The organism is Streptomyces sp. 150FB (genome assembly GCF_000818195.1).
In the GTDB taxonomy this organism is placed as follows: domain Bacteria; phylum Actinomycetota; class Actinomycetes; order Streptomycetales; family Streptomycetaceae; genus Streptomyces.
Window position 1 is genome coordinate 7,463,716 of record NZ_JTHL01000001.1, and the last position, 19,704, is coordinate 7,483,419.

Consider the following 19,704-nt stretch of genomic DNA (forward strand, 5'->3'; position numbering starts at 1 on the left):
GAGCGGCCGGGCCTCGGGCTCGGGCACCAGCCGCAACGGAGAACGTTCATGGACCATGCGCCGACTCTGCCACGGCAGAGTTTCAGGGAGGTAGCGCTGTGAGCCAACTGAAACTGACCGAGCTGACCTGGCGCGAGGTGCGCGAGGCCGGTGAGCACGGAATCGCACTGCTGCCGATCGGGTCGCAGGAGCAGCACGCGGCCCATCTGCCGATGGGCACGGACACCCTTCTCGTCGAAGCGGTGATCGACCGGGCGCTGGCGCTGCTCGACGCGGACGAAGGGGCGGACGGCGAGGCGGGCGGCGGGACGAACGAGCTGGTCCGGCTGCCCGCGCTGCCGTTCGGACACAGCCCGCACCACCTCTTCGCCGCCGCGCTCTCGCTCTCGGCCGCGACACTCGGCGCGGTCCTGGACGATGTACTGGACTCGCTCGTGACCAGCGGATACCGCCGGATCATGGTGGTGAACGGGCACGGCGGCAACGACGAGATCATGCGCCTCGCCGTGAAGCGGTTCGCGCTGCGCTCCGAGGTGACCGTCGCGGCCTGCTCGTACTGGACGGTCACCTCGGACGGCGACGGCGGCAGCAGTGCCGACGGCGACCGGGAAGCCGACTGGGCCAGGCCCGAGGTCACCCCCGGCCACGCCGGCTGGTTCGAGACGTCCCTGATGCTGGCGGCCCACCCCGCGCTCGTCCGGGCGCCGGTGCCCGCCCGTACCCCGGTGGAGCCGCCGCCACTGTTCGACAACCCGCCGTACCCCGGCCTGACCGTGGAGCGCCACGGCGAGTGGGCCCGGGTCGGCGGATCCACCGACGACGCCTCCGGCGCGGACGCCGGGGCGGGCCGCCGGCTGCTGGAGAACCGGGCACAGGGCCTGGCCCGGGCCGTCCGGGCGTTCGACGCCGCCACCCGCTGAGCAGACCCCCCACCGAGTTGAGGAGAAGAATGAAGATCACCGACGTCGATGTATGGGTCGTCAACCTTCCGCTGGTCAACCCGTTCACCAGCTCGTTCGAGACCAAGACGGGCGAGACCCGCACCGTGGTGCGCATCCGTACCGACTCCGGTGTCGAGGGCTGGGGCGAGACGATGTGGGGCAGGCCGGTCGCCGCGATCGTCGAAGCGATGGCCGAGGACCTGATCGGGACCAGCCCGTTCGCGCTGGAGAGCTTCCACCGCAAACAGCACATGGTGCCGTTCTTCTACGGCTACCTCGGATACGCGGCGATCGCCGCCATCGACGTCGCCTGCTGGGACGCGATGGGCAAGGCCACCGACCAGTCGCTCACCGACCTGCTGGGCGGCTCCGTACGCGACGAGGTCCCCATCACCGCGCTCGTGACCCGCGCCGACGCACCGGGCGCGAGCGGCGCCGCACTGCCGAAGGCGATGGCGGAACACGCCGTACGAGTGGTGTCCGAGGGCGGCTTCGGGGCGGTCAAGCTCAAGGGCACCAAGGACGTCTCGGGCGACGTCGCGATCCTGCGGGCGGTGCGCGAGGCGCTGCCCGAGGTGAATCTGCGGGTGGACCCCAACGCGGCCTGGTCCGTGCCGGATTCGGTGCGCGCCGGGATCGCCCTGGAGGAACTCGACCTGGAGTACCTGGAAGACCCGTGCGTCGGCATCGAGGGCATGAGCCAGGTCAAGGCGAAGGTCCGCATACCGCTGTGCACGAACATGTGCGTCGTACGCTTCGAGGACTTCGCACCGGCCATGCGGCTCAACGCCGTTGATGTGATCCACGGCGATGTCTACAAGTGGGGCGGCATCGCCGCGACCAAGGCGCTCGCCGCACACTGCGAGACCTTCGGGCTCGGGATGAACCTGCACAGCGGCGGTGAGCTGGGCATCGCCACGGCCGCCCACCTCGCCGTCGTCGCCAGCACACCGGTGCTCTCGCGCGCGATCGACAGCATGTACTACCTGCACGCCGATGACATCATCGAACCGCTGCACCTCGAAGACGGACGGCTGCGGGTTCCGAAGGGTCCCGGCCTCGGTGTGAGTGTGGACGAGGACAAACTCCGCCACTTCGCGGAGGCCAACGAGCGGGAAGGCGACCTGACCGGATGAGCGAGCGCACGGCGAAAGAGGAAGTACGTACGGAGGAAGCGCCCCGGCCCGCGGGGGCGTACAGCCAGGGTGTGGTGGCCGGAGGGTTCCTCTACACGGCCGGGTTCGGACCGAAGGACCCGGCGACCGGTGAGGTCGCCGAGACCGTGGGGGAGCAGACGGAGCAGGTGCTGCGCAACGTCCGGGCCGTGCTCCGGGAGCGCGGGCTGACCTTCGACGACGTGGTGAAGGTGACGGTCCATCTCCAGGAACTGCGGCGGGACTTCGCGGAGTTCGACGCCGCGTACCGTACGTTCTTCGCCGAGCCGTACCCGGTGCGCACCACGGTCGGCTCGGACCTGATGAACATCCTCGTGGAGATCGACGTCGTCGCCGTCGTCCACGACTGACGCGGCTGCCGGCCCGCCGCCAACGGGCGGGGGGCCGGCCGGGTGTCCGTTCGGTTATCGCTCAGGTGCCGCTCAAGGTGCCGCTCAGGCCGCCATGTCGAGGACGACCCGGAACCGGGCTTCGCCCGACATCATCCGCTCGTACGCCTTCGGAGCCTCCGACAGCGGCAGCACCTCGGTCATCGGCCGGATGCCGTGCCGCATGCTGAAATCGAGGTTGTCCTCGTTCTGGATGGCGGACCCGGTCAGGCTGCCGCTGATCGTCCGGGTCCCGAAGATGAGCTCCCCCGTCGAGACGGACAGCGGGTCGGCCGAAGCGCCGACGACCAGCAGGTGGCCACGCGGCGCGAGCCCGGCGACCAGCGGTGACATCGACGCGCCACTGGCGGCTGTCGCGATGATCGCGGCCGCGCCGCCGAGCCGCCGCAGCGCCTCGCCCGGGTCCTCGGCGGCGCTGTCGATGTAGTGGTCGGCCCCGAGCTTCGCCGCGAGTTCCGCCTTTCCGGTGCCACGGGCGATCGCGGCCACGCGGTAGCCGAGCTTGGTGGCGTACTGAAGACCGAGGTGTCCGAGGCCGCCGATCCCCTGGACCGCGACCAGCCCTCCGGCGAGCGGTCCCGCCTCGCGCAGCGCGTTGAAGGTCGTGAGACCGGCGCAGAGCAGCGGCGCCGCCTCGATCGCGCTCATACCTTCGGGGATACGGACCAGCGCGCTGCTCCTGGCGTGGACCACCTCGGCGTATCCGCCGTCCACGCTCCCCCCGGTCAGCGGCTGGTTCGCGCAGTTGACGAAGTCACCCCGGCGGCAGAAGTCGCACTCGCCGCACTGGCCCCCGAGATAGCCGACGCCGACGCGCTCTCCGACGTGCCACGCGTGCACGCCGTCGCCGACGGCGTCGATCACTCCGACGATCTCGTGGCCGGGCACCAGGGGGCGGGAGGGATCCTCGCGCATGCCTTCGACGGTGAGGGCGTCCGTGTGGCACACCCCGCAGGTCTCGACCCTGATCCGCACGTGGCCGGCGCCGGGCTCGACGATCTCCCGGTCGACGGGCTTGAAGTTCCGGGTTCCGGTGACTTCGAACGCTCGGTACGTGGACATGGGTCTCCTCGGATTACGGGTCGCACTCGCTTCGGATCCGGGCCTGGTCCGCTCTGGCCCGGGCTCAATATGACCGGTCGTCTTGAAACCTGTCAAGCACGCTTCCCCTGAGACCGGCCTCTCCTTGTCCCTGAAGACGACCGGTCATATGCTGCGAGGTGGGGCAGCGGCACGGGAGGTGGCAGGGATGGCCAGGAAGAGCATGCGCGAGGAGATCGTCGAGGCGGCGGTCGACCAGTTCCACACGAAGGGATTCAGTGCGGCCGGTGTGAAGGACATCACCGACGCGGCCGGTGTGCCGAAGGGCTCGTTCTACAACCACTTCGCCAGCAAGGAAGCCCTCGGTGTGGTGGCGCTGGAGCGCTACGGCGCGAGCCGGCGGCTGCGCGAGCTGGCCGCTGTGGACGTGGCACCGCTGGCCCGGCTGCGCGAACACTTCGAGTTCCTGCGGGACGAGATCACCGATTACGGCTTCACCCGCGGGTGCCTCTTCGGCAACTTCGGCACGGAGGTCGTCGACCACAGCGACGGAATCCGCGCGGCCGTCGACGGAAGCCTCTCCGCGTGGATGGGACTGATCGGGCAGGCGATCGCCGAGGCCCAGCGGGACGGGGCGATCCGCACGGAGCTGGATCCGCCGACGCTGGCCCGGTTCGTCGTCAACGCCTGGGAGGGCGCGGTCATAGGGGTCAGGGTCGGGCGGTCACAGGACTGCTTCGACGCCTTCTTCGAGGTGGTTTTCGGCACGCTGCTGGCGGGGCCGGTTCACCAGGACGGTGAACCGGCCGGAGTCTGAGTCGCCGGAGCCTCAGTCGGCCGGAGTCCGGGCCAGCCGGTTTCAGAAGGCCGCTGTGATCACCACGGCCGCGACAACGGCGAACACCAGGCCGGTCAGACCGTACGGCAACGGCCGCTTCCCCCACGGGGTGTGCGCGTCGAGCGCGTAGCGGCCGGCGCCCGCGAGCAGGAGAGCGAGCGCTATGACGGCCAGGGTGAGCTCGAACTCGTAACCCGTGCCCTTGCCTTCGAAGAAACCGCCGTCTGCCTTGGCCAGCACGATGCTGATGCCCATCCCGAAGAGCCCGGCGGCGGCGAGCGGGGTGAACAGCCCCAGCACCAGACAGGCGCTGCCCCCGACCTCGGTGAGTCCCGTGATCCAGGACAGCACGGTGATCCCGTGGCTGAAGCCGTATCCCTGGAGGACGGTGCCGAAGGTGTGCAGGCCGGGGCCGTCGAAGAAGCCGAAGACCTTGATCAGTCCATGGGCGCCCATGCACGCGGCGAGGACGAGACGGAGGAGGAGCAGTGCCATGTCTGCGCCCGCGTACCGGCGGTCGGGCGGTCCTGAGCGGTTGATGTTCAGGTTGGGGACGGTCACGTGATCAGCCTCCGCTGGGGGACGCGAAGCCCGTCCCGGCAGAACGTCGGAGAAGGACTTCGGGACTGTGGGCATGATCAGGAAACCACGGTGGGCGACCACGGGCACCACCTTGAACGGGACATCCACACGCTGTTGTTGAAAGCTTTTCCCAAGCGTGCCGACCTCTCGGCGCCGATCAGTCGAGGCCCTCCTGCCGAGCGGCGGCTGCCCGCCCCCGGAACCCCGTCAACCGGTCGACGACCTCGCCGAGTTGCTTGCGCACTGCGGGATCGACGATGGCGCCTTCGGCGTCAACGGCCGGACGGTTGAGGGGAATCCGCACACACGCCGATTCCACGATCTCGGCGCCCGTATAACCCAGCACACCCCGCAGCGTGGCCTCCGCCCCCTGACCGCGCCCGGCGGCGGCCGAGTTGATCCAGGCGGTGGGCTTGTCGACGATCTCGGTACCGCCGACCGTCCAGTCCAGCAGATTCTTGAACGACCCCGGCAGCGTCCCCGCGTACTCCGGCGTACAGACCAGCACGGCGGTGGCTTCGTCGATCGCGGTGCGCAGCGCGACGACCGGCGCGGGGAGCGGATCGGTGTCGTCGTCGGGGTTGAAGTGCGGAAGATCCCCCAGACCGTCGTGGAGAACGGCACGCACACCCTCCGGCGCGACGGCCCGCACGGTGCGCAGCACCGACTCGTTGGAGGAGGAGGACCGCAGACTCCCCGACAGCAGAAGGATCACGGCGGTTGGCTTCGGCTCAGGCATTACCTCAACTTAGCTCCCCTGCCCGGCGAGGCCCCCCCCGCACCCCGCGTCGAAGCCACCGGAACGAACGGCCCTCCCCGGACCTCGCCCGCTACCCCCGGGGCTGCCGCAGCAGGTGTCGTACGTACGGCACCATCAGCGACCTGCTCTTCATGGCCACCGTCGGCCGGTTGCCCAGGACCGGGGCGTCCTTGCCGAGCATCGGGAGCACCGTGCCACCGCCCTCCGGGCCGAAGGGCACCGAGAAGAGCCTGACCGGGGCGGGCTTGTACGGCTGTGGCTGCTTGCCGTGCTTCGATCCCCGCTGGAGGTACGCGCGGATGTTGTGGGCCGCGGCGTCGCCCTGCGCCATGGCCGACGGCGAGAGCTTGGCCTCCGCCACGTCGTTGACGTCGCCGATCGCGAAGATGTCGCGGTGTCCGAGGACACGCAGGTGGCTGTCGACCTTCACATGCCCGCCCGCGTCGAGCCAGCCGCCATGACCGGCCAGCCGCAGCCACAGTGTGTTCGGCGTGGTGCCGGTGGTCCAGAAGGCCACGTCTGCGCCCATCGCGTTGCCCGCCTGGTCCTGGAACCTGCTGGAGCCGCCCGAAGCGGAGACGAAGGTGTCCAGCAGCACCGTCACACCGTGCCCTTCCAGCCAGGCCTGGGCGCGCCGTCCGAGCCGGAGGCTCTTGCTGCTCGACAGCAGTACGGAGCCGGAGTGGGCGAGCGTGAGCCGGGCGTTCGGGTACGTCTGCCGTAGCTGCGCGGTCAGTTCGACGCCCGAGGGGCCTCCGCCGACTACGAGGATGCTCCGCGCCTGCGCCGTCTGCTGCTGGTGCGCGCGGAAGGCCTTCGCCGCCTCCTCGACCGTGGTTCCGGTGAAGCGCGCCGGCTCCTGGTAGTCGGCGCCGGTGGCCACCACCAGTACGTCGTACGGCAGATGCTCGCCGGTCGCCAGTACGACGTCGCGCTCGGCGGGCCTGATGGCCACCGCCTTGGCCAGCAGCACCTTGCCGTGGTCGAGGAGCTTGTCGTACGGGACGAAGGGCGCGTGCGTCCACGCGTCGTCAACACTCGCGCGCAGAGAGGCTATCCGGTGGAAGAAGGCCTCCTTGCGGTCGATCAGCGTCACCTGTGCGGTCTCGTCCAGCTCCCGGGCCAGTTTGACCCCCGCATAGCCGCCGCCGATGACAACGACTTTCTGCGTGGTCGTGGCCATGTGCATTCCTTTCCCGTTGTCCGTCTGCCTGTTGGATGTCCGCGGCCTCGCTCTCGGGGAGCCGCGGCTGTATTCATCCTCATCACTCGGAGGGCGGCGTTTCTTCCTGCGCGGGGCATGAGGCACAACATCTTCGCAAGTTACTTTTCAGTGAAAAATCGGTGCCGCCGCCGATGGCAAACAGTGGGACATGAAGTGGTCTGGACCCTTGACGGTCTGATGGTCCAGACCAATTATGGGCGCGATCCTTCCGCTGTCCCAGGCGACTTGCCGTTCCACCGACCGCACCGACCGCACCGACCGGGAGCACTCATGAGACGTCCGAGATCCGTCCGCGCCCTGCTGGCCGCCCTGACCACGGTTGCCGCCTCCGGCGCCCTGGTCATCGGCGCCGGGGGCGCGGCCAGCGCCGCAGCGACCCCGCTGCCGGCCCATGTCTTCGCCCCGTACTTCGAGGCGTACAACGGCGACAGCCCCGCCGCCCTGGCGCAGCAGTCCGGCGCCAAGTACCTGACGATGGCCTTCGTCCAGACCCAGGCGCAGGGCTCCTGCACCCCGTACTGGAACGGCGATACGAGCCAGCCGATCTCCTCGGCCGTTTTCGGCGCCGACTTCAGCACCATCCGCTCGCGCGGCGGCGATGTCATTCCGTCCCTCGGCGGTTACGCGGCGGACAACGAAGGCACCGAAATAGCCGACAGTTGCACCGATGTGGATTCCATCGCCGCGGCGTACGAGAAGATCATCACCACCTATGACGTCTCCCGCCTCGACATGGACATCGAGGACAACTCGCTGACCAAGCCCGCGGGAATCGACCGCCGTAACAAGGCGATCAAAAAGGTCCAGGACTGGGCGGCGGCGAACGGCAGGTCCGTCCAGTTCTCGTACACCCTGCCCACCACCACGAGCGGGCTCGAGGAGTCCGGACTCGCGGTGCTGCAGAGCGCCGCCGACAACGGCGCGCGGGTCGATGTCGTCAACATCATGACGTTCGACTACTACGACAACGCCACCCACCACATGGCCAACGACACGCAGACGGCCGCGACCGGCCTGGTGAACCAACTGGCCCCGCTCAACCCCGGCAAGACCCAGGCCCAGCTCTGGAACATGGTCGGCGTCACCGAGATGCCGGGCATCGACGACTTCGGTCCCGCCGAGACCTTCACCACCGCCGACGCGCCCGTCGTCCGCGACTGGGCCGTCTCCAAGGGCATCAACACCCTCTCGTTCTGGGCCCTTCAGCGTGACGCGGGCAACTGCCCGGGCACCGGTGGTTCGGACAGTTGCTCCGGCGTGGAGCAGGACCCGTGGTACTTCACCCACACCTTCGCGCCGTTCACCAGCGGCGGCGGCAGCGGTCCTGTGACCAACGACTTCTCGGTCTCCGCCTCGCCCGGCTCGGCGACCGTGGCCCCCGGCGGCTCGACCACGGCAACGGTGGGTACGGCGGTCACCTCGGGCACCGTGGGGACCGTCGCCCTGACCGCCACCGGCGCCCCGGCCGGCGTGACGGCCAAGCTCGCCCCCGCGTCGGTACAGGCGGGCGGCACGGCCCAACTCGCCCTCACCTCCTCGGCGTCGGCGGCCCCCGGCACGTACTCGATCACCGTCACCGGCAAGGCCGGCTCCCTGACCCACACCGCGACCTTCACCCTCACGGTCTCGGGCCCGGGCGGCGGCACCGGCGCCCTCGCCAACGCCGGCTTCGAAAGCGCCTCCCCGGCCCCCTGGACCTGTGAGAGCGGCACCACCGTGGTCACCACCCCCGTACACGGCGGAACACACGCGGTGCGGACCACACCGACCTCCACGGCGACGGGTGAGTGCGCGCAGACACTCACACTCGCACCCAACACCCACTACTCACTGAGTGGTTGGGTGCAGGGAAACTACGCGTACGTGGGGGTGCGCGGCGGCGCGACCGGCAGCGCGTGGACCAGCTCCACGGGCTGGTCGAAGCTGACGGTGCCCTTCACCACCGGCGCCTCGGGCACCGTCACGGTGTACCTGCACGGCTGGTACGGCCAAGGGGCCGTGTACGGCGACGACTTCTCGCTCTCCTGAACCCGCCGTGCTGACCCCGCTGTCCTGTACCCGGCCGTCCTGACCTGACCCTGCTGAATCCGCTCTCCTGAACCTGCTCTCGGGAACCCGGGCGGGGCCGTGGCGACACGGCCCCGCCCGGGCGGGCCGTACCGGCGTCCGCGTTCACCCGAAGGAGGGGCCGTGCGTCGCGCGTCCCCGTCCGGCACCCCGGGGGTCGACAGGATGGCCGCGTGACCTCCACCAACCGTATTGCCCCGCGGCGCCGCCGCCTCGTACCGCTCGTGCTGGGTGTGGGCTGCCTGGCCGCCCTCTCGCTGCTGCCGCCCTCCGCCCTCGCCGCGGAGTCCGACGGGCTCCCGGGGTCCGGACGGTCGGCCGCCCCCGTCGACACCGAGCAGCGGGTCGCCGACTACCTCCACAGCGTCAGGGACCAGCCGAACGCCCTGCTCGGGTTCTTCCAGAAGCTGCCCAAGGGCGGCGATCTGCACAACCACCTCTTCGGAGCGGCCTCCACCGAGCTGCTCGTCAAGCTCGCCGGGGAGGACGGTCTGTGCGTCGACGAAAAGACCATGAAGGCGCTGCCCGCCCCCTGCGGCCCGGGCACCCGTCCGGCCGCCGACGCGCGCACCGACGCCGCTTTCCGGCAGCGGATCCTGCGGGCCTGGTCGATGCGTGACTTCCCGCGGGGGCAGTCCGGGCACGACCACTTCTTTGCCACCTTCGGCAAATTCGACAAGGTCGCGGGAGCCCACAGGGGCACACTTCTCGCCGAGGTCGCCGACACCGCCGTCCGGCAGAACCAGTTCTACCTGGAGACGATGTTCAGCCCGGCCTCTCCGGGCAGCGACAAGCTCGCGGCCGAGGTCGGCTTCCACTCCGACCTGGCCCGTACGCACCGGCTGCTGGTCGCCGGCGGCAAGCTGGACACGCTCGTACGCCAGGCGCGGCGGGAGACCGACGCCGTCGAGGCGCAGTTCCGCAAGGCCGCCGCCTGCGGCACCGGCCGCGCCCGGCCCGGCTGCCGGCTCCCCTTCCGGTTCATCTCGGGGGCCTCCCGGGGCGGCGCGCCGGAGCGGGTCTTCACCCAGCTCGCCCTCGGTATGCGGCTCGCCGAAAGCGATCCCCGGTTCGTCGCCGTGAACCTGGTGCAGCCGGAGGACGGGACGGTCGCGCTGCGCGACTACCGGCTCCAGATGCGGATGCTGGCCTATCTGCACGGTGTCTATCCGCGTGCCCACATCACCCTGCACGCCGGTGAACTCGCCCCGGGCCTGGTCAAGCCGGAGGACCTCACCTTCCATGTGAACGACGCCGTACGCACCGCCCACGCGGAGCGCATCGGTCACGGCGTCGACGTGGCCCACGAGAACAACGCCCCCGACCTCCTGCGCACCATGGCCCGCACCGGGGTCGCCGTTGAGGTGTCGCTGACGAGCAACAGGCAGATTCTCGGCGTCTCGGGACCGGAGCAACCGTTTCCGCTGTACCGCGAGTACGGCGTGCCGGTCGTGCTCGCGACCGACGACCCGGGGATCTCGCAGACGGACATCGGCGCGGAGTACCGGTACGCGTGGGAGACGTACGGCCTCGGCTACCGGGACCTGAAGGAGCTGGCCCGCGCCTCGCTGCGGTACGCGTTCCTGCCCGGCGACAGCCTCTGGGGCCCGCCGGGCGGCGCGTCGCGCGGGGCGCGGCGTACGTACGAGCTGACCGGGCCCTGCCGGGGTGAGCGGCCCGGTCTGCGCGCACCGGGGAAGTCGTGTGCGCGCTTCCTCGCCCGCAGCTCGAAGGCCGGGGTGGAGTGGCGCCAGGAGCAGGCCTTCCAGCGGTTCGAGCGGCGCATCGCGGGGCAGCGCTCCTGAGCCGCGCCTTTTCGGTCCTCGCCCGCGCCGGACCGGTCCGGCGCGGGCGTGTCGGTAAGCGTGTGTGCGTGTGTGCGTGGGCGTGTCAGGGCACAGGAGTGTGTTCGTTGTGCAGGGCGAGGTCGGGAGCCCCGAAGCGCTCCTGCGCGTTCTGCGCCTGGTGCCAGTGCGGGTAGATGAGATACGGCGCGCTCGCCCGCTCCAGCGCGACGAACTCGTCCTCCGCCAGGGTGAGTTCGGCCGCCGCCAGGTTGTCCGCGAGCTGCTCGTCCTTACGCGCGCCGATGATCACCGAGGACACCCCCGGCTTGCGCAGCAGATACGCGATGGCGACCTGCGCGGCCGAGACACCGTGGCCGTCGGCGATGCGGACCAGCAGGTCGATGATGTCGTACAGCTTCTCGGTGTCACGGATCGGCGGCTCGTTCCACCGGCTGTCGAGCTGGCGGGTGCCCTCGGGGGCGTTCTGCCCGCGCCGGTGCTTCCCCGACAGCAGGCCGCCCGCCAGCGGGCTCCACACCATGATCCCGAGCCCCTGGTCCAGGGAGAGGGGCACCAGCTCGTACTCGCTGTCCCTCGACTCCAGCGAGTAATAGATCTGGTTGCTCACAAAACGCTGCCAGCCACGCGCGTCCGAGATGGCCAGCGCCTTCATGAGCTGCCAGCCGGTGTAGTTCGAAACCCCCAGATAACGGATCTTTCCGGACCGCACCAGGGTGTCCAGGGCCTCCAGCGTCTCTTCGAGCGGTGTCTGACCGTCCCACTCGTGGACGTGGTAGATGTCGACGTGGTCGGTGCGCAGCCTGCGCAGGCTCTTTTCGAGCTGCTGGATGATGTGGTACCTCGACAGCCCGCCGTCGTTGGGTCCGTCGCCGACCACCATGCGCACCTTGGTCGAGATCAGCAGGTCGTCCCTGCGGCCTTCGATGGCCCGTCCGAGGATCTCTTCGGCGGCTCCCGTGGAGTACATGTTCGCCGTGTCGATGAGATTGACGCCGGCGTCGACGGCCATCCCGACCTGCCGGCGTGCCCCTTCGACGTCGGTGCTGCCGAGGGCTCCGAACTTGTCGTCGCCCGCGAAGGTCATGGTTCCCATGGTGATGGCCGAGACGCGCAGTCCTGAGCCGCCCAGTTGCCGGTACTCCACGGTCTGTCTCCCATCCTGGCGTGCGCCGCGCGCCATGTGCGGTGTGCTGCTCTCCGTTCGATCTAACCCCGCACTCCGCTTTCATGCCTTTCCGGACGATCCGGCAGGGCCGGCGACCGGCCGCCGACGCGCCGCACAGCGGCTTTTTTGATCACGGAGTGACTGTGAATGGCATTTTGACTCTTGACTTTGACCGAAAACGACACTGAAGCTGTCCTGCATGGGAGTCATGGACAGAGTCACTCCGCTCGACCGGGCCATCGTCGCGGCCCTCCAGCTCAACGGCAGAGCGCCCTGGAACGAGATCGCCCGGCATGTGGGCGCCGAGCCCAGGACCGTCATGCGCAGGGCCGCCCGGCTGGAGGAGCTGGGGCTCGTACGCGTCGTCGGCTTCGTCGACGTGCTGCGGTGCGGCCTGGGCGTGCCGGTCCAGGTGCGCTACCGCTGCCGCCCGGGCACCGCCTCTCACGTCGCCGACACGCTCGCCGCCCATCCGCAGATGCGGTTCGTGGCCTCCCTCGCCGGCTCCACGGACTGCGTCGCCGAGATGGTGGTGCCGAGGTACCAGGACGTCGGCCGTGTCCTTGAGTCCGCCCTCGGCTCGCTGCCCGAGGTGTCGGAGGCCGAGAGCCTGCCCGTCCTGCACACCTTCACCTCCGCTCCCGACTGGGATCCGGGGCTCCTGGAGGAGCCGGCCGTCGAGGCGCTGAGGGTCGGGACCGGGGCGGGCGGCCAGCCCTTCGAGAGCGGTCTGCGGGAGGAGGCGTCCGAGGCGCTCGACGAGATCGACGTACGGATCGTGCGCGTGCTGGGCGAATCGGGCCGGATGCCCTTCAAGGACGTCGCCGAACGTGCTGATTGCAGCGAGCGGACCGTGGGACGGCGCGTCGAGCGGCTCCTGAACACCGGCTGCCTGCGCTTCCGCACCCTGGCCGAGCCCGAAGTGCTGGACTACGAGGTCGAGTTCATGCTCTGGCTGGCCGTCGACCCGGCCGAACTCGACCGTACGGGGCGCGCGCTGGCCGCACACCCCTCCACGAAATACCTCGCCGCCACCGCGGGCCGCTACAACCTGGTCGGCCAGATGGTGCTGCGCCGCTACGGCGAGCTCTACCCGTACAGCACCGAGGTCGTCGGCGGCCTGCCGGGTGTCCGTGCCGCCGACCTGACCCTTCAGCTCCGCACGCTCAAACGCGCCTGGACACCGACCCGTTACGCACCGCTCGACGACCCCAGACCCTTGCACGGCCCGCTGCCGCCACCGACCACGAATCTCCCGCCCGCCACGGATCTCCCAGCCGGCACCGATCTCCCACCCGCCACGGATCTCCCGCCCATCCCCGCCTCAGGAGGACAACGACCATGACGACCGAAGACACCCGGGAACCCTGGCAGTGGGACGAGAGCACCTGGCGCTCGCACGTCTCAGCCGTACGGGCCGGCCGCTCGCTGCGGCCCGCCGCCTGGCCCGGCGGCGCGCGTGCCGCCGTCGCCATCTCCTTCGACTCCGACCACGAGACCATCCCGCTGCGGGACGGTGAGACCACCCCCGGCAAGCTCTCCCAGGGGGAGTACGGCTCCCGCGTCGCTGCGCCGCGCATCCTGCGGCTGCTGGCCGAACGCGGCGTGCCCGCCACGTTCTTCATGCCGGCCGTCTCCGCGCTGCTGCACCCCGAAGAGGTCCGTGCTTACACCGAGACGGGACACGAAGTGGCCCTGCACGGCTGGATCCACGAGCGCAACATGCGGCTCGCGCCCGCCGACGAACGCGAGTTGGCGCTGCGCGCCGCCGACACCCTGGAAACCCTGAGCGGCTCGCGGCCCGTCGGCATCAGGACCCCGTCCTGGGACTTCTCCGACAACACCCTCGCGATCTCACGGGAGATGGGCCTGCTGTACGACTCGTCGCTGATGGCCGACGACGACCCGTACGAGATCGTCGCTGACGGCGAGGCCACCGGAATGATCGAGATCCCGGTGGAGTGGATCAGGGACGACGCGCCCTACTTCATGATGGAGCGCTACGCGGCGCTGCGGCCCTACACGCCGCCGCGCGGGGTGCTGACGATCTGGCGCGACGAGTTCGATCAGGCCGTCGAGGAGGGCGGGGTCTTCCAACTCACCCTGCACCCGCACATCATCGGCCACCGCTCCCGCATGACCATGCTGCGCGAACTCCTCGACCACATCGCCGGCACCGACGTCTGGTACGCCACCCACGCCCAACTCGCCGAGTACGTGAGGAGTGCGTCATGAGCGCTCCACCCCCCGCCGCTCCCGCGTACGAACCGACGCTGGGGGAGCCGCTCGAGTCCCACCGGATGACTCCCGCCCAGCGCAAGGCGGTTGTGGCCGGGTCCATCGGCAACGCCGTCGAATGGGTGGACTGGGCCGTCTACACGACCTTCTCGTCCATCTTCGCCGGCCAGTTCTTCCCTTCGCACGACCAGACCGCCAACCTGCTCTCCACCCTGGTGGTCTTCGCCGTCGGGTTCGTGATGCGTCCCATCGGCGGTGCCGTACTCGGCGCGCTCGGGGACAAGTACGGCCGCAAGAAGAGCATGACCCTGACCATCGCCCTGATGGCGGGGGCTTCGCTGGTCGTCGCGGTCTGCCCCTCGTACGGTGTGATCGGGGTGGCCGCACCCGTCATCCTGGTGCTCGCCCGGCTCGTGCAGGGGTTCTCCGCCGGCGGCGAGTTCGGCTCGTCGTCCGCCTTCCTCATCGAGTCCGCCGCACCCCGCAGGCGCGCCTTCGCCGGCTCCTGGCAGCAGGTCTCGGTCGGCGCCGGCACCCTCATCGCCTCGCTGATGGGCTTCATCCTCACCTCCACACTGGACGACGACGCGCTGCACACCTGGGGCTGGCGCGTCGCCTTCGCCGTCGGCGGTCTGCTGGGCCTTGTCGGCCTGTGGCTGCGCATGAGTGTCGAGGAGACCGAGGCCTTCAAGCGGGTCGCCGCCGACGGGCGCAAGCGGCCCAACGCCCTGCGGACCATGCTGGTCGAGCACCCCCGGGCCGCGCTGCGGGTCGTCGGGATCACCATCGCTGGCACCCTCATCTACTACGTGTGGGTGAGCTACATGCCGTCGTACGCACACGTCACCACCGGCATACCGCTGAGCCGGGCGCTGCTCGCCAACACCATCGCCCTCGTTGTGTTCCTGGTGCTGCTGCCGTTCGGCGGGCTCCTGTCGGACCGTATCGGCCGCAAACCCACCCTCACCGCGTTCGCCGTGGGCTTCCTCGTACTGTCCTGGCCGCTGTTCCACCTTGTGTCGGGCGGCTTCTGGAGCCTGCTCGCCGTCGAACTGATCGGTGTGGTCCTCATCGTCGGCTACTCCGCCAACTGCGCCGTGGTGATGGCCGAACAGTTCCCGCCCGAGGTGCGCACCACCGGTATCGGCCTGCCCTACGCGCTCGCCGTCGCGATCTTCGGCGGCACGGCGCCCTACGTCACCACCTGGCTGAGCACCTCGGGCCACCGGGACCTGGTGTGGATCTACGTGGCCGTCGCCGCGCTGATCGGTGTGGCCGTCTACCTCACCATGCCCGAGACCAAGGGGAAGGACATCTCATGACGGAGCCACGGACCGGCGCCCGGCGCCATGTTGTGGTGACCGGCGCTGCGAGCGGCATCGGGGCCGCCGTGTGCGAGGCGTTCGCCGCCGACGGCGCGCACATCAGCGCGGTGGACCAGCGCGGCGACACACTGCGCCGTACGGCGAGTGAACTGCGCGAGCGGTACGGCGCCGAGGTCACCGAGATCGTCGCCGACCTCGCCGACCCGGACGCCGCGTCCGCCGTCGTCGACCACGCCGAGGAGGCGGCCGGCCCGGTACACGTCCTGGTCAACGCGGCCGGCATCTACCCGGCCGTCCCGCTGCTGGAGATGACCCCGGCCGTCTGGGACCGGGTGATGGACGTCAACGTACGTGCGGCGATGCTGACCACCGTGGCGTTCGCGCGCGCGTGCGTCGCCGCGGAACGCGGCGGCGCCGTCGTCAACATCAGCTCCGGCGCCGCTCTGCGCGCCCGCCCCGGCGCCGCCCACTACGCGACGTCCAAGGCCGCCCTGGAGATGCTCACCAAGTCCTGCGCGGTCGAATTCGGGCCGCACGGGATACGAGTGAACGCCGTCAGCCCCGGCTTCGTGACCGTCGACAGCGACGCGAACCCGGTCACCGAGGAGTACGCGGCCGCCGTGTCCGTCAACCCGCTCGGCCGCCGTGGCCTGCCCGACGACATATCGCGCGCCGTGCGCTGGCTGGCGGGCGAGGAGAGCCCCTGGATCACCGGCGCCGTGCTGCGGGTCGACGGCGGCTCGGCCGCAGGGACGACCGCACTGCCACTGCACTGGACGGGCCTGACGGGCGTCCAGCGGGACGGTGCCACCGCGCCCGGCACATCCACCGCCCCCGACACATCAGCCATGTCCGACCATGAGGAACGCGTATGACCAGCCGTGACACCGAACCCGAACCCGCTCCCGAACCCCAATCCGCCGACGCCGACGCCGAACGCGCGTACACGGTCGTCGGAGGAGGAGCCATCGGCGGCACCCTCGCCTTCCACCTCGCCCGCGCCGGCCACCCCGTGCTCGTCGTGGACGCGGACCCCGCGCATGTGGCCGCCGTCGAGGAACACGGGCTGACCCTGCTGGGCCCGGCGGGGGAGAGCACCGTACGGGTCAGGGCGCTGACCCCGGACCGGGCAGAGGGGCCCTTCGAGCGGGTGCTGCTCTGCGTCAAGGCACAGGCGACCGCCGAAGCCGGGCGCTGGATCGCTCCCCGGCTGGCCGCCGACGGTTTTGTGGTCTCGCTCCAGAACGGACTCAACGAGCGGCTGCTCGGCGAACTCGTCGGGCCCGAGCGTACGGTCGGCGCGTTCGTGAACCTCTTCGCCGACGTCGTGGAGCCCGGCACCGTACGCGACGGCGGCGCGGGCGCACTCGTGGTCGGCGAGATGGACGGCCGCGACAGCGAGCGCGTCGAGCAGGTGGTGGCCGACCTCCAGGCGTGGGGTCCCGCGCGCGCCACCCCCAACGTCCCCGGCTACCTGTGGTCCAAGCTCGGCTTCGGCGCGATGCTCACCGCCACCGCGCTCGCCGACGCGCCCATGGCCGACCTCATCGACGCCCACCGGCCGCTGATGTCGGCGCTCGCCGGTGAGGTCTTCGCGGTGGCCACCGCGCTCGGCGTCACACTGGAGCCGTTCGACGCGTTCGACCCGAACGGCTACCTGCCGGCGGCCGAGCCCGCCCAACGCGAGGCAGCCACCGACCGGTTGGTGGCCTGGCTGCGCACCCAGCCGAAGGACCGCAGCGGCATCTGGCGTGACATCGCCGTCCGCCACCGCCCCACCGAAGTGCCCCACCACTACGGTCCGGTGCTGGCGGCGGGGGGCGCCCACGGGCTGGCGCTGCCCCTGCTGGACGCGATGATGCGAGCTTTGAGCCGCGTCGAGAGCGGGGAGTCGGCCATGGCGGAAGCACATCTGAAGGAACTGGAAGCGATCCGTACGGAGGTGGCCAAGTGACCGCGAACAGTGGCGGTACCGGTGGCGCCGTGGGCGCCGATGTGCGCGCCCTGCGCGCGTGGACGGGTGAGCAGCGCGAGGCGATGATCGACGATCTCCGCGCGTATGTGAGCGTGGAGTCGCCCAGCGACGACAAGCCCAGCCTCCGGGCCATGCTGGACTGGCTGGAGCACTGGCTCGCCGACCGGCTGGGTCCGCCCGCGCGTGTACGCCGGTTCGACGGCGGCGACCACGGTGACATCGTCGTCCACGACTACCCGGGCACGTCCGGCGACGGAGCCGGAGACGAACCGGCACCGGTGGTCCTGCTGTGCCACTACGACACGGTGTGGCCTCTCGGCACCCTCGCCGAACGCCCCTTCACCGTCGACGGCGACCACATCACGGGGCCCGGTGTGTTCGACATGAAGGCCGGCCTGGTGCAGGCCGTATGGGCACTGCGCGCGCTGGAGGCGGCCGGTGCGGCGAGGCCGGCCCTGCGGCTGGTCCTCAACGGCGACGAGGAGATCGGCAGCCTCTCCTCCCGGCCCGTCATCGAGGCGGAGACCGAAGGCGCCCGCTGCGCCCTGGTCTTCGAGGCCTCGGCGGACGGCGCGGTCAAGACAGCGCGCAAGGGCGTGGGACTCTTCGAGCTGGACATCGAGGGAGTCGAGGCACACGCGGGCCTCGATCCGGCGTCCGGCGCCAGCGCCGTGGACGAACTGGCCCGCGCCGTACTGGAGTTGCACGCGCTGAGCGACCCGGCGTCCGGAACCACCGTCAATGTGGGTGTGGTCAGCGGCGGTACGCGCAGCAACGTCACCGCCGGACACGCGCACGCCAACATCGACGTACGGGTGGCGGCGCAGAGCGAGACGGCCCGCATCGACGCCGCACTGGCCGCCCTCACCCCGCACGACAGCAGGGCGTCCCTGACCGTGAGCGGCGGCTGGAACCGGCCGGTCATGGAACGCGGCCCCGGAACCACGCAGTTGTACACCCTCGCCCGGGACCTGGCGGCGCCGCTGGGCCTTGAACTGCGCGAGTGCGCGGTGGGCGGCGCGAGCGACGGCAACTTCGCCGCGCGGCTCGGCGTACCGGTCCTCGACGGCTTCGGCGCCGTCGGTGACGGCGCGCACGCCCGGCACGAATACGCGACCGTGAGCGGGCTGTTGGAGCGTACGGCGCTGGCCGCCGCGGTCATCAACTCCCTGGCGTGACGCACCGGCCGGCCGCTCCTCACCCGTGGACCCGGGCGAGGAGCGGCCGGAGGTGTGCGCCGTCAGCCGTCAGCCGTTGAAGATGTCGGTGAAGGCGAGCTTCCCCTGCGACACACCACTGCACGTGGGCGAGGCCGCGGCTACGGTGGATCCGCAGGACTGGTCACGGTTGACCGACCAGAACGACAGCCGTCCGACGCCGTTCTGGGACGCCCAGCTCTTCACCGCGGAGGCGTTGTCGGTGGAGAAGACCGAACCGTCGTCGTTCACGCCGATCATGGGCGTGATGCCGAGGTCGGCGTAGGTGTAACCGGGGTCGACGCCCTGGATCTGGGCGAGCGTGCTCTTCGCCGCGTTGATGGCGGCCTGTCCCATGTCCTGAGTGCCCTGGTAGTAGTCCATCGTCATGATGTTCACGACGTCGATCTTCACGCCGACGTCCTTCGCTGCCTTCACGATGTTGACGCCGTCGGCGGTCAGCCCGTCGGGCAGTACGGGCAGCGTGACCGAGAACGTGAAGCCGGGGTTGGCGGCCTTGAGCGCCTTCATCGCGGTCATGTTCCGGGTCGCTGCCGCGGTGTCGGCGATGGCCGCGCCCTCGATGTCGAAGTCGAGGGAGCTGGGGGAGTAGGAGTCGATGATCTTCTGGTAGCCGGTGGTGATCGCGCTCTGGTCCGTACAACTCCAGGCGAGCGGCAGGCCGGCGGCCCCGCCCGAGGACACGATGACCGAGGCGCCCTCGGACTTGGCCTTGCTGATCAGCGGATCGGTGAAGGAGTCGTCGCCGACGGGCAGCGTGTCTCCCCAGATCTGGTTGCAGCCGGAGCCGATGACGAAGCCGGCGGTGAAGGTCTTGACGCCGTGCCCGGTGATCGCCGTGTCCAGCACCGATTCCTGCGAGTTGGACATGTCGGTGTACGGCGCGAAACCGCCTGCGGCCAGGGGCCGTTCGGGCGCCGGAGCGGCCGAGGCGGGAACAGCCGCGGCTGCGGCACCG

18 protein-coding genes are annotated in these 19,704 nt (G+C 70.3%); 12 read left to right on the forward strand and 6 right to left on the reverse strand.

The annotated features are described in order from the left end of the window. The first annotated feature begins 98 nt into the window (after nucleotides 1–98). Genes QR77_RS31995 through QR77_RS32005 form a run of 3 tightly spaced genes read left to right on the forward strand, consistent with a single transcriptional unit; the run spans nucleotide 99 to nucleotide 2,466 of the window. A complete protein-coding gene (locus tag QR77_RS31995; RefSeq protein ID WP_040025531.1) occupies nucleotides 99–920 on the forward strand; it encodes a creatininase family protein in 822 nt (273 codons plus the stop codon). A gap of 29 nt (nucleotides 921–949) precedes the next feature. Beyond that, nucleotides 950–2,077 carry an enolase C-terminal domain-like protein gene (locus tag QR77_RS32000; RefSeq protein WP_040025533.1) on the forward strand — a complete coding sequence of 376 codons (1,128 nt, stop codon included), beginning with the start codon at nucleotides 950–952 and terminating at the stop codon, nucleotides 2,075–2,077. Next, a complete protein-coding gene (locus tag QR77_RS32005; RefSeq protein WP_040025535.1) occupies nucleotides 2,074–2,466 on the forward strand; it encodes a Rid family detoxifying hydrolase in 393 nt (130 codons plus the stop codon). Before QR77_RS32000 ends, QR77_RS32005 begins: the two co-directional genes overlap by 4 nt. An 84-nt stretch (nucleotides 2,467–2,550) precedes the next feature. On the opposite strand, the gene QR77_RS32010 is transcribed toward QR77_RS32005, so the two are convergent. Then, entirely contained in the window at nucleotides 2,551–3,567 is a 1,017-nt protein-coding gene (locus QR77_RS32010) for an alcohol dehydrogenase catalytic domain-containing protein (protein WP_040025537.1), read from the reverse strand. A 187-nt stretch (nucleotides 3,568–3,754) separates the two neighbouring features. Between QR77_RS32010 and QR77_RS32015 the strand changes: the two genes are divergently transcribed. Next, nucleotides 3,755–4,363 carry a TetR/AcrR family transcriptional regulator gene (locus tag QR77_RS32015; RefSeq protein WP_052489203.1) on the forward strand — a complete coding sequence of 203 codons (609 nt, stop codon included), beginning with the start codon at nucleotides 3,755–3,757 and terminating at the stop codon, nucleotides 4,361–4,363. 42 nt (nucleotides 4,364–4,405) lie between these two features. On the opposite strand, the gene QR77_RS32020 is transcribed toward QR77_RS32015, so the two are convergent. From QR77_RS32020 to QR77_RS32030, 3 genes are all read right to left on the reverse strand, one after another. Next, complete coding sequence (locus QR77_RS32020; protein WP_040029004.1) at nucleotides 4,406–4,945, reverse strand: DoxX family protein; 540 nt, start codon at nucleotides 4,943–4,945, stop codon at nucleotides 4,406–4,408. Between the two features lie 178 nt (nucleotides 4,946–5,123). Continuing rightward, the gene (locus tag QR77_RS32025) at nucleotides 5,124–5,705 is read right to left on the reverse strand and encodes an NADPH-dependent FMN reductase (protein WP_052489204.1); all 582 of its coding nucleotides are present in this window, start codon (nucleotides 5,703–5,705) and stop codon (nucleotides 5,124–5,126) included. 91 nt (nucleotides 5,706–5,796) lie between these two features. Then, nucleotides 5,797–6,909 carry an FAD-dependent oxidoreductase gene (locus QR77_RS32030; RefSeq protein ID WP_107069015.1) on the reverse strand — a complete coding sequence of 371 codons (1,113 nt, stop codon included), beginning with the start codon at nucleotides 6,907–6,909 and terminating at the stop codon, nucleotides 5,797–5,799. Nucleotides 6,910–7,221: 312 nt separating this feature from the next. Between QR77_RS32030 and QR77_RS32035 the strand changes: the two genes are divergently transcribed. Together QR77_RS32035 and QR77_RS32040 are read left to right on the forward strand one after the other, a co-directional pair. Further along, complete coding sequence (locus tag QR77_RS32035) at nucleotides 7,222–8,979, forward strand: glycosyl hydrolase family 18 protein (protein WP_052489205.1); 1,758 nt, start codon at nucleotides 7,222–7,224, stop codon at nucleotides 8,977–8,979. Between the two features lie 212 nt (nucleotides 8,980–9,191). Further along, the gene (locus QR77_RS32040; RefSeq protein WP_078877409.1) at nucleotides 9,192–10,823 is read left to right on the forward strand and encodes an adenosine deaminase; all 1,632 of its coding nucleotides are present in this window, start codon (nucleotides 9,192–9,194) and stop codon (nucleotides 10,821–10,823) included. 85 nt (nucleotides 10,824–10,908) lie between these two features. Here QR77_RS32040 and QR77_RS32045 read toward each other — a convergent pair whose 3' ends face one another. After that, the gene (locus tag QR77_RS32045; protein ID WP_040025540.1) at nucleotides 10,909–11,970 is read right to left on the reverse strand and encodes an aldo/keto reductase; all 1,062 of its coding nucleotides are present in this window, start codon (nucleotides 11,968–11,970) and stop codon (nucleotides 10,909–10,911) included. Nucleotides 11,971–12,199: 229 nt separating this feature from the next. Here QR77_RS32045 and QR77_RS32050 point away from each other — a divergent pair, with 229 nt between their 5' ends. The 6 genes from QR77_RS32050 (at nucleotide 12,200) to QR77_RS49375 (ending at nucleotide 18,707) form a co-directional block, all read left to right on the forward strand. Further along, complete coding sequence (locus QR77_RS32050; RefSeq protein ID WP_201778833.1) at nucleotides 12,200–13,336, forward strand: Lrp/AsnC family transcriptional regulator; 1,137 nt, start codon at nucleotides 12,200–12,202, stop codon at nucleotides 13,334–13,336. Next, entirely contained in the window at nucleotides 13,333–14,226 is an 894-nt protein-coding gene (locus QR77_RS32055; protein ID WP_040025542.1) for a polysaccharide deacetylase, read from the forward strand. The genes QR77_RS32050 and QR77_RS32055 overlap by 4 nt, the downstream gene beginning before the upstream one ends. Before the next feature lie 65 nt (nucleotides 14,227–14,291). After that, nucleotides 14,292–15,551: an MFS transporter gene (locus QR77_RS32060; RefSeq protein ID WP_347359828.1), complete on the forward strand. Its 1,260-nt coding sequence runs from the start codon at nucleotides 14,292–14,294 to the stop codon at nucleotides 15,549–15,551. Further along, nucleotides 15,548–16,429 (forward strand): SDR family oxidoreductase, encoded by an 882-nt coding sequence (locus tag QR77_RS32065; protein WP_052489206.1) that lies wholly within the window; start codon nucleotides 15,548–15,550, stop codon nucleotides 16,427–16,429. The genes QR77_RS32060 and QR77_RS32065 overlap by 4 nt, the downstream gene beginning before the upstream one ends. Further along, nucleotides 16,426–17,508: a 2-dehydropantoate 2-reductase gene (locus QR77_RS49370; RefSeq protein WP_052489207.1), complete on the forward strand. Its 1,083-nt coding sequence runs from the start codon at nucleotides 16,426–16,428 to the stop codon at nucleotides 17,506–17,508. Before QR77_RS32065 ends, QR77_RS49370 begins: the two co-directional genes overlap by 4 nt. After that, on the forward strand, nucleotides 17,505–18,707 hold the full coding sequence (locus tag QR77_RS49375; RefSeq protein WP_236710892.1) for a M20 family metallopeptidase: 1,203 nt from the start codon (nucleotides 17,505–17,507) through the stop codon (nucleotides 18,705–18,707). Before QR77_RS49370 ends, QR77_RS49375 begins: the two co-directional genes overlap by 4 nt. A 69-nt stretch (nucleotides 18,708–18,776) precedes the next feature. Here QR77_RS49375 and QR77_RS32080 read toward each other — a convergent pair. Next, nucleotides 18,777–19,704: chitinase (locus QR77_RS32080; RefSeq protein ID WP_040025544.1), on the reverse strand; the 928-nt coding region annotated here is incomplete at its 5' end.

Coding starts and splice junctions, on each gene's coding strand:
- QR77_RS49370 (WP_052489207.1), top strand. CDS start 16,426: ATGACCAGCCGTGACACCGAACCCGAACCCGCTCCCGAACCCCAATCC.
- QR77_RS32015 (WP_052489203.1), top strand. CDS start 3,755: ATGGCCAGGAAGAGCATGCGCGAGGAGATCGTCGAGGCGGCGGTCGAC.
- QR77_RS32055 (WP_040025542.1), top strand. CDS start 13,333: ATGACGACCGAAGACACCCGGGAACCCTGGCAGTGGGACGAGAGCACC.
- QR77_RS32005 (WP_040025535.1), top strand. CDS start 2,074: ATGAGCGAGCGCACGGCGAAAGAGGAAGTACGTACGGAGGAAGCGCCC.
- QR77_RS32035 (WP_052489205.1), top strand. CDS start 7,222: ATGAGACGTCCGAGATCCGTCCGCGCCCTGCTGGCCGCCCTGACCACG.
- QR77_RS32065 (WP_052489206.1), top strand. CDS start 15,548: ATGACGGAGCCACGGACCGGCGCCCGGCGCCATGTTGTGGTGACCGGC.
- QR77_RS32030 (WP_107069015.1), bottom strand. CDS start 6,909: ATGGCCACGACCACGCAGAAAGTCGTTGTCATCGGCGGCGGCTATGCG.
- QR77_RS32060 (WP_347359828.1), top strand. CDS start 14,292: ATGACTCCCGCCCAGCGCAAGGCGGTTGTGGCCGGGTCCATCGGCAAC.
- QR77_RS32025 (WP_052489204.1), bottom strand. CDS start 5,705: ATGCCTGAGCCGAAGCCAACCGCCGTGATCCTTCTGCTGTCGGGGAGT.
- QR77_RS32010 (WP_040025537.1), bottom strand. CDS start 3,567: ATGTCCACGTACCGAGCGTTCGAAGTCACCGGAACCCGGAACTTCAAG.
- QR77_RS32000 (WP_040025533.1), top strand. CDS start 950: ATGAAGATCACCGACGTCGATGTATGGGTCGTCAACCTTCCGCTGGTC.
- QR77_RS32050 (WP_201778833.1), top strand. CDS start 12,200: ATGGACAGAGTCACTCCGCTCGACCGGGCCATCGTCGCGGCCCTCCAG.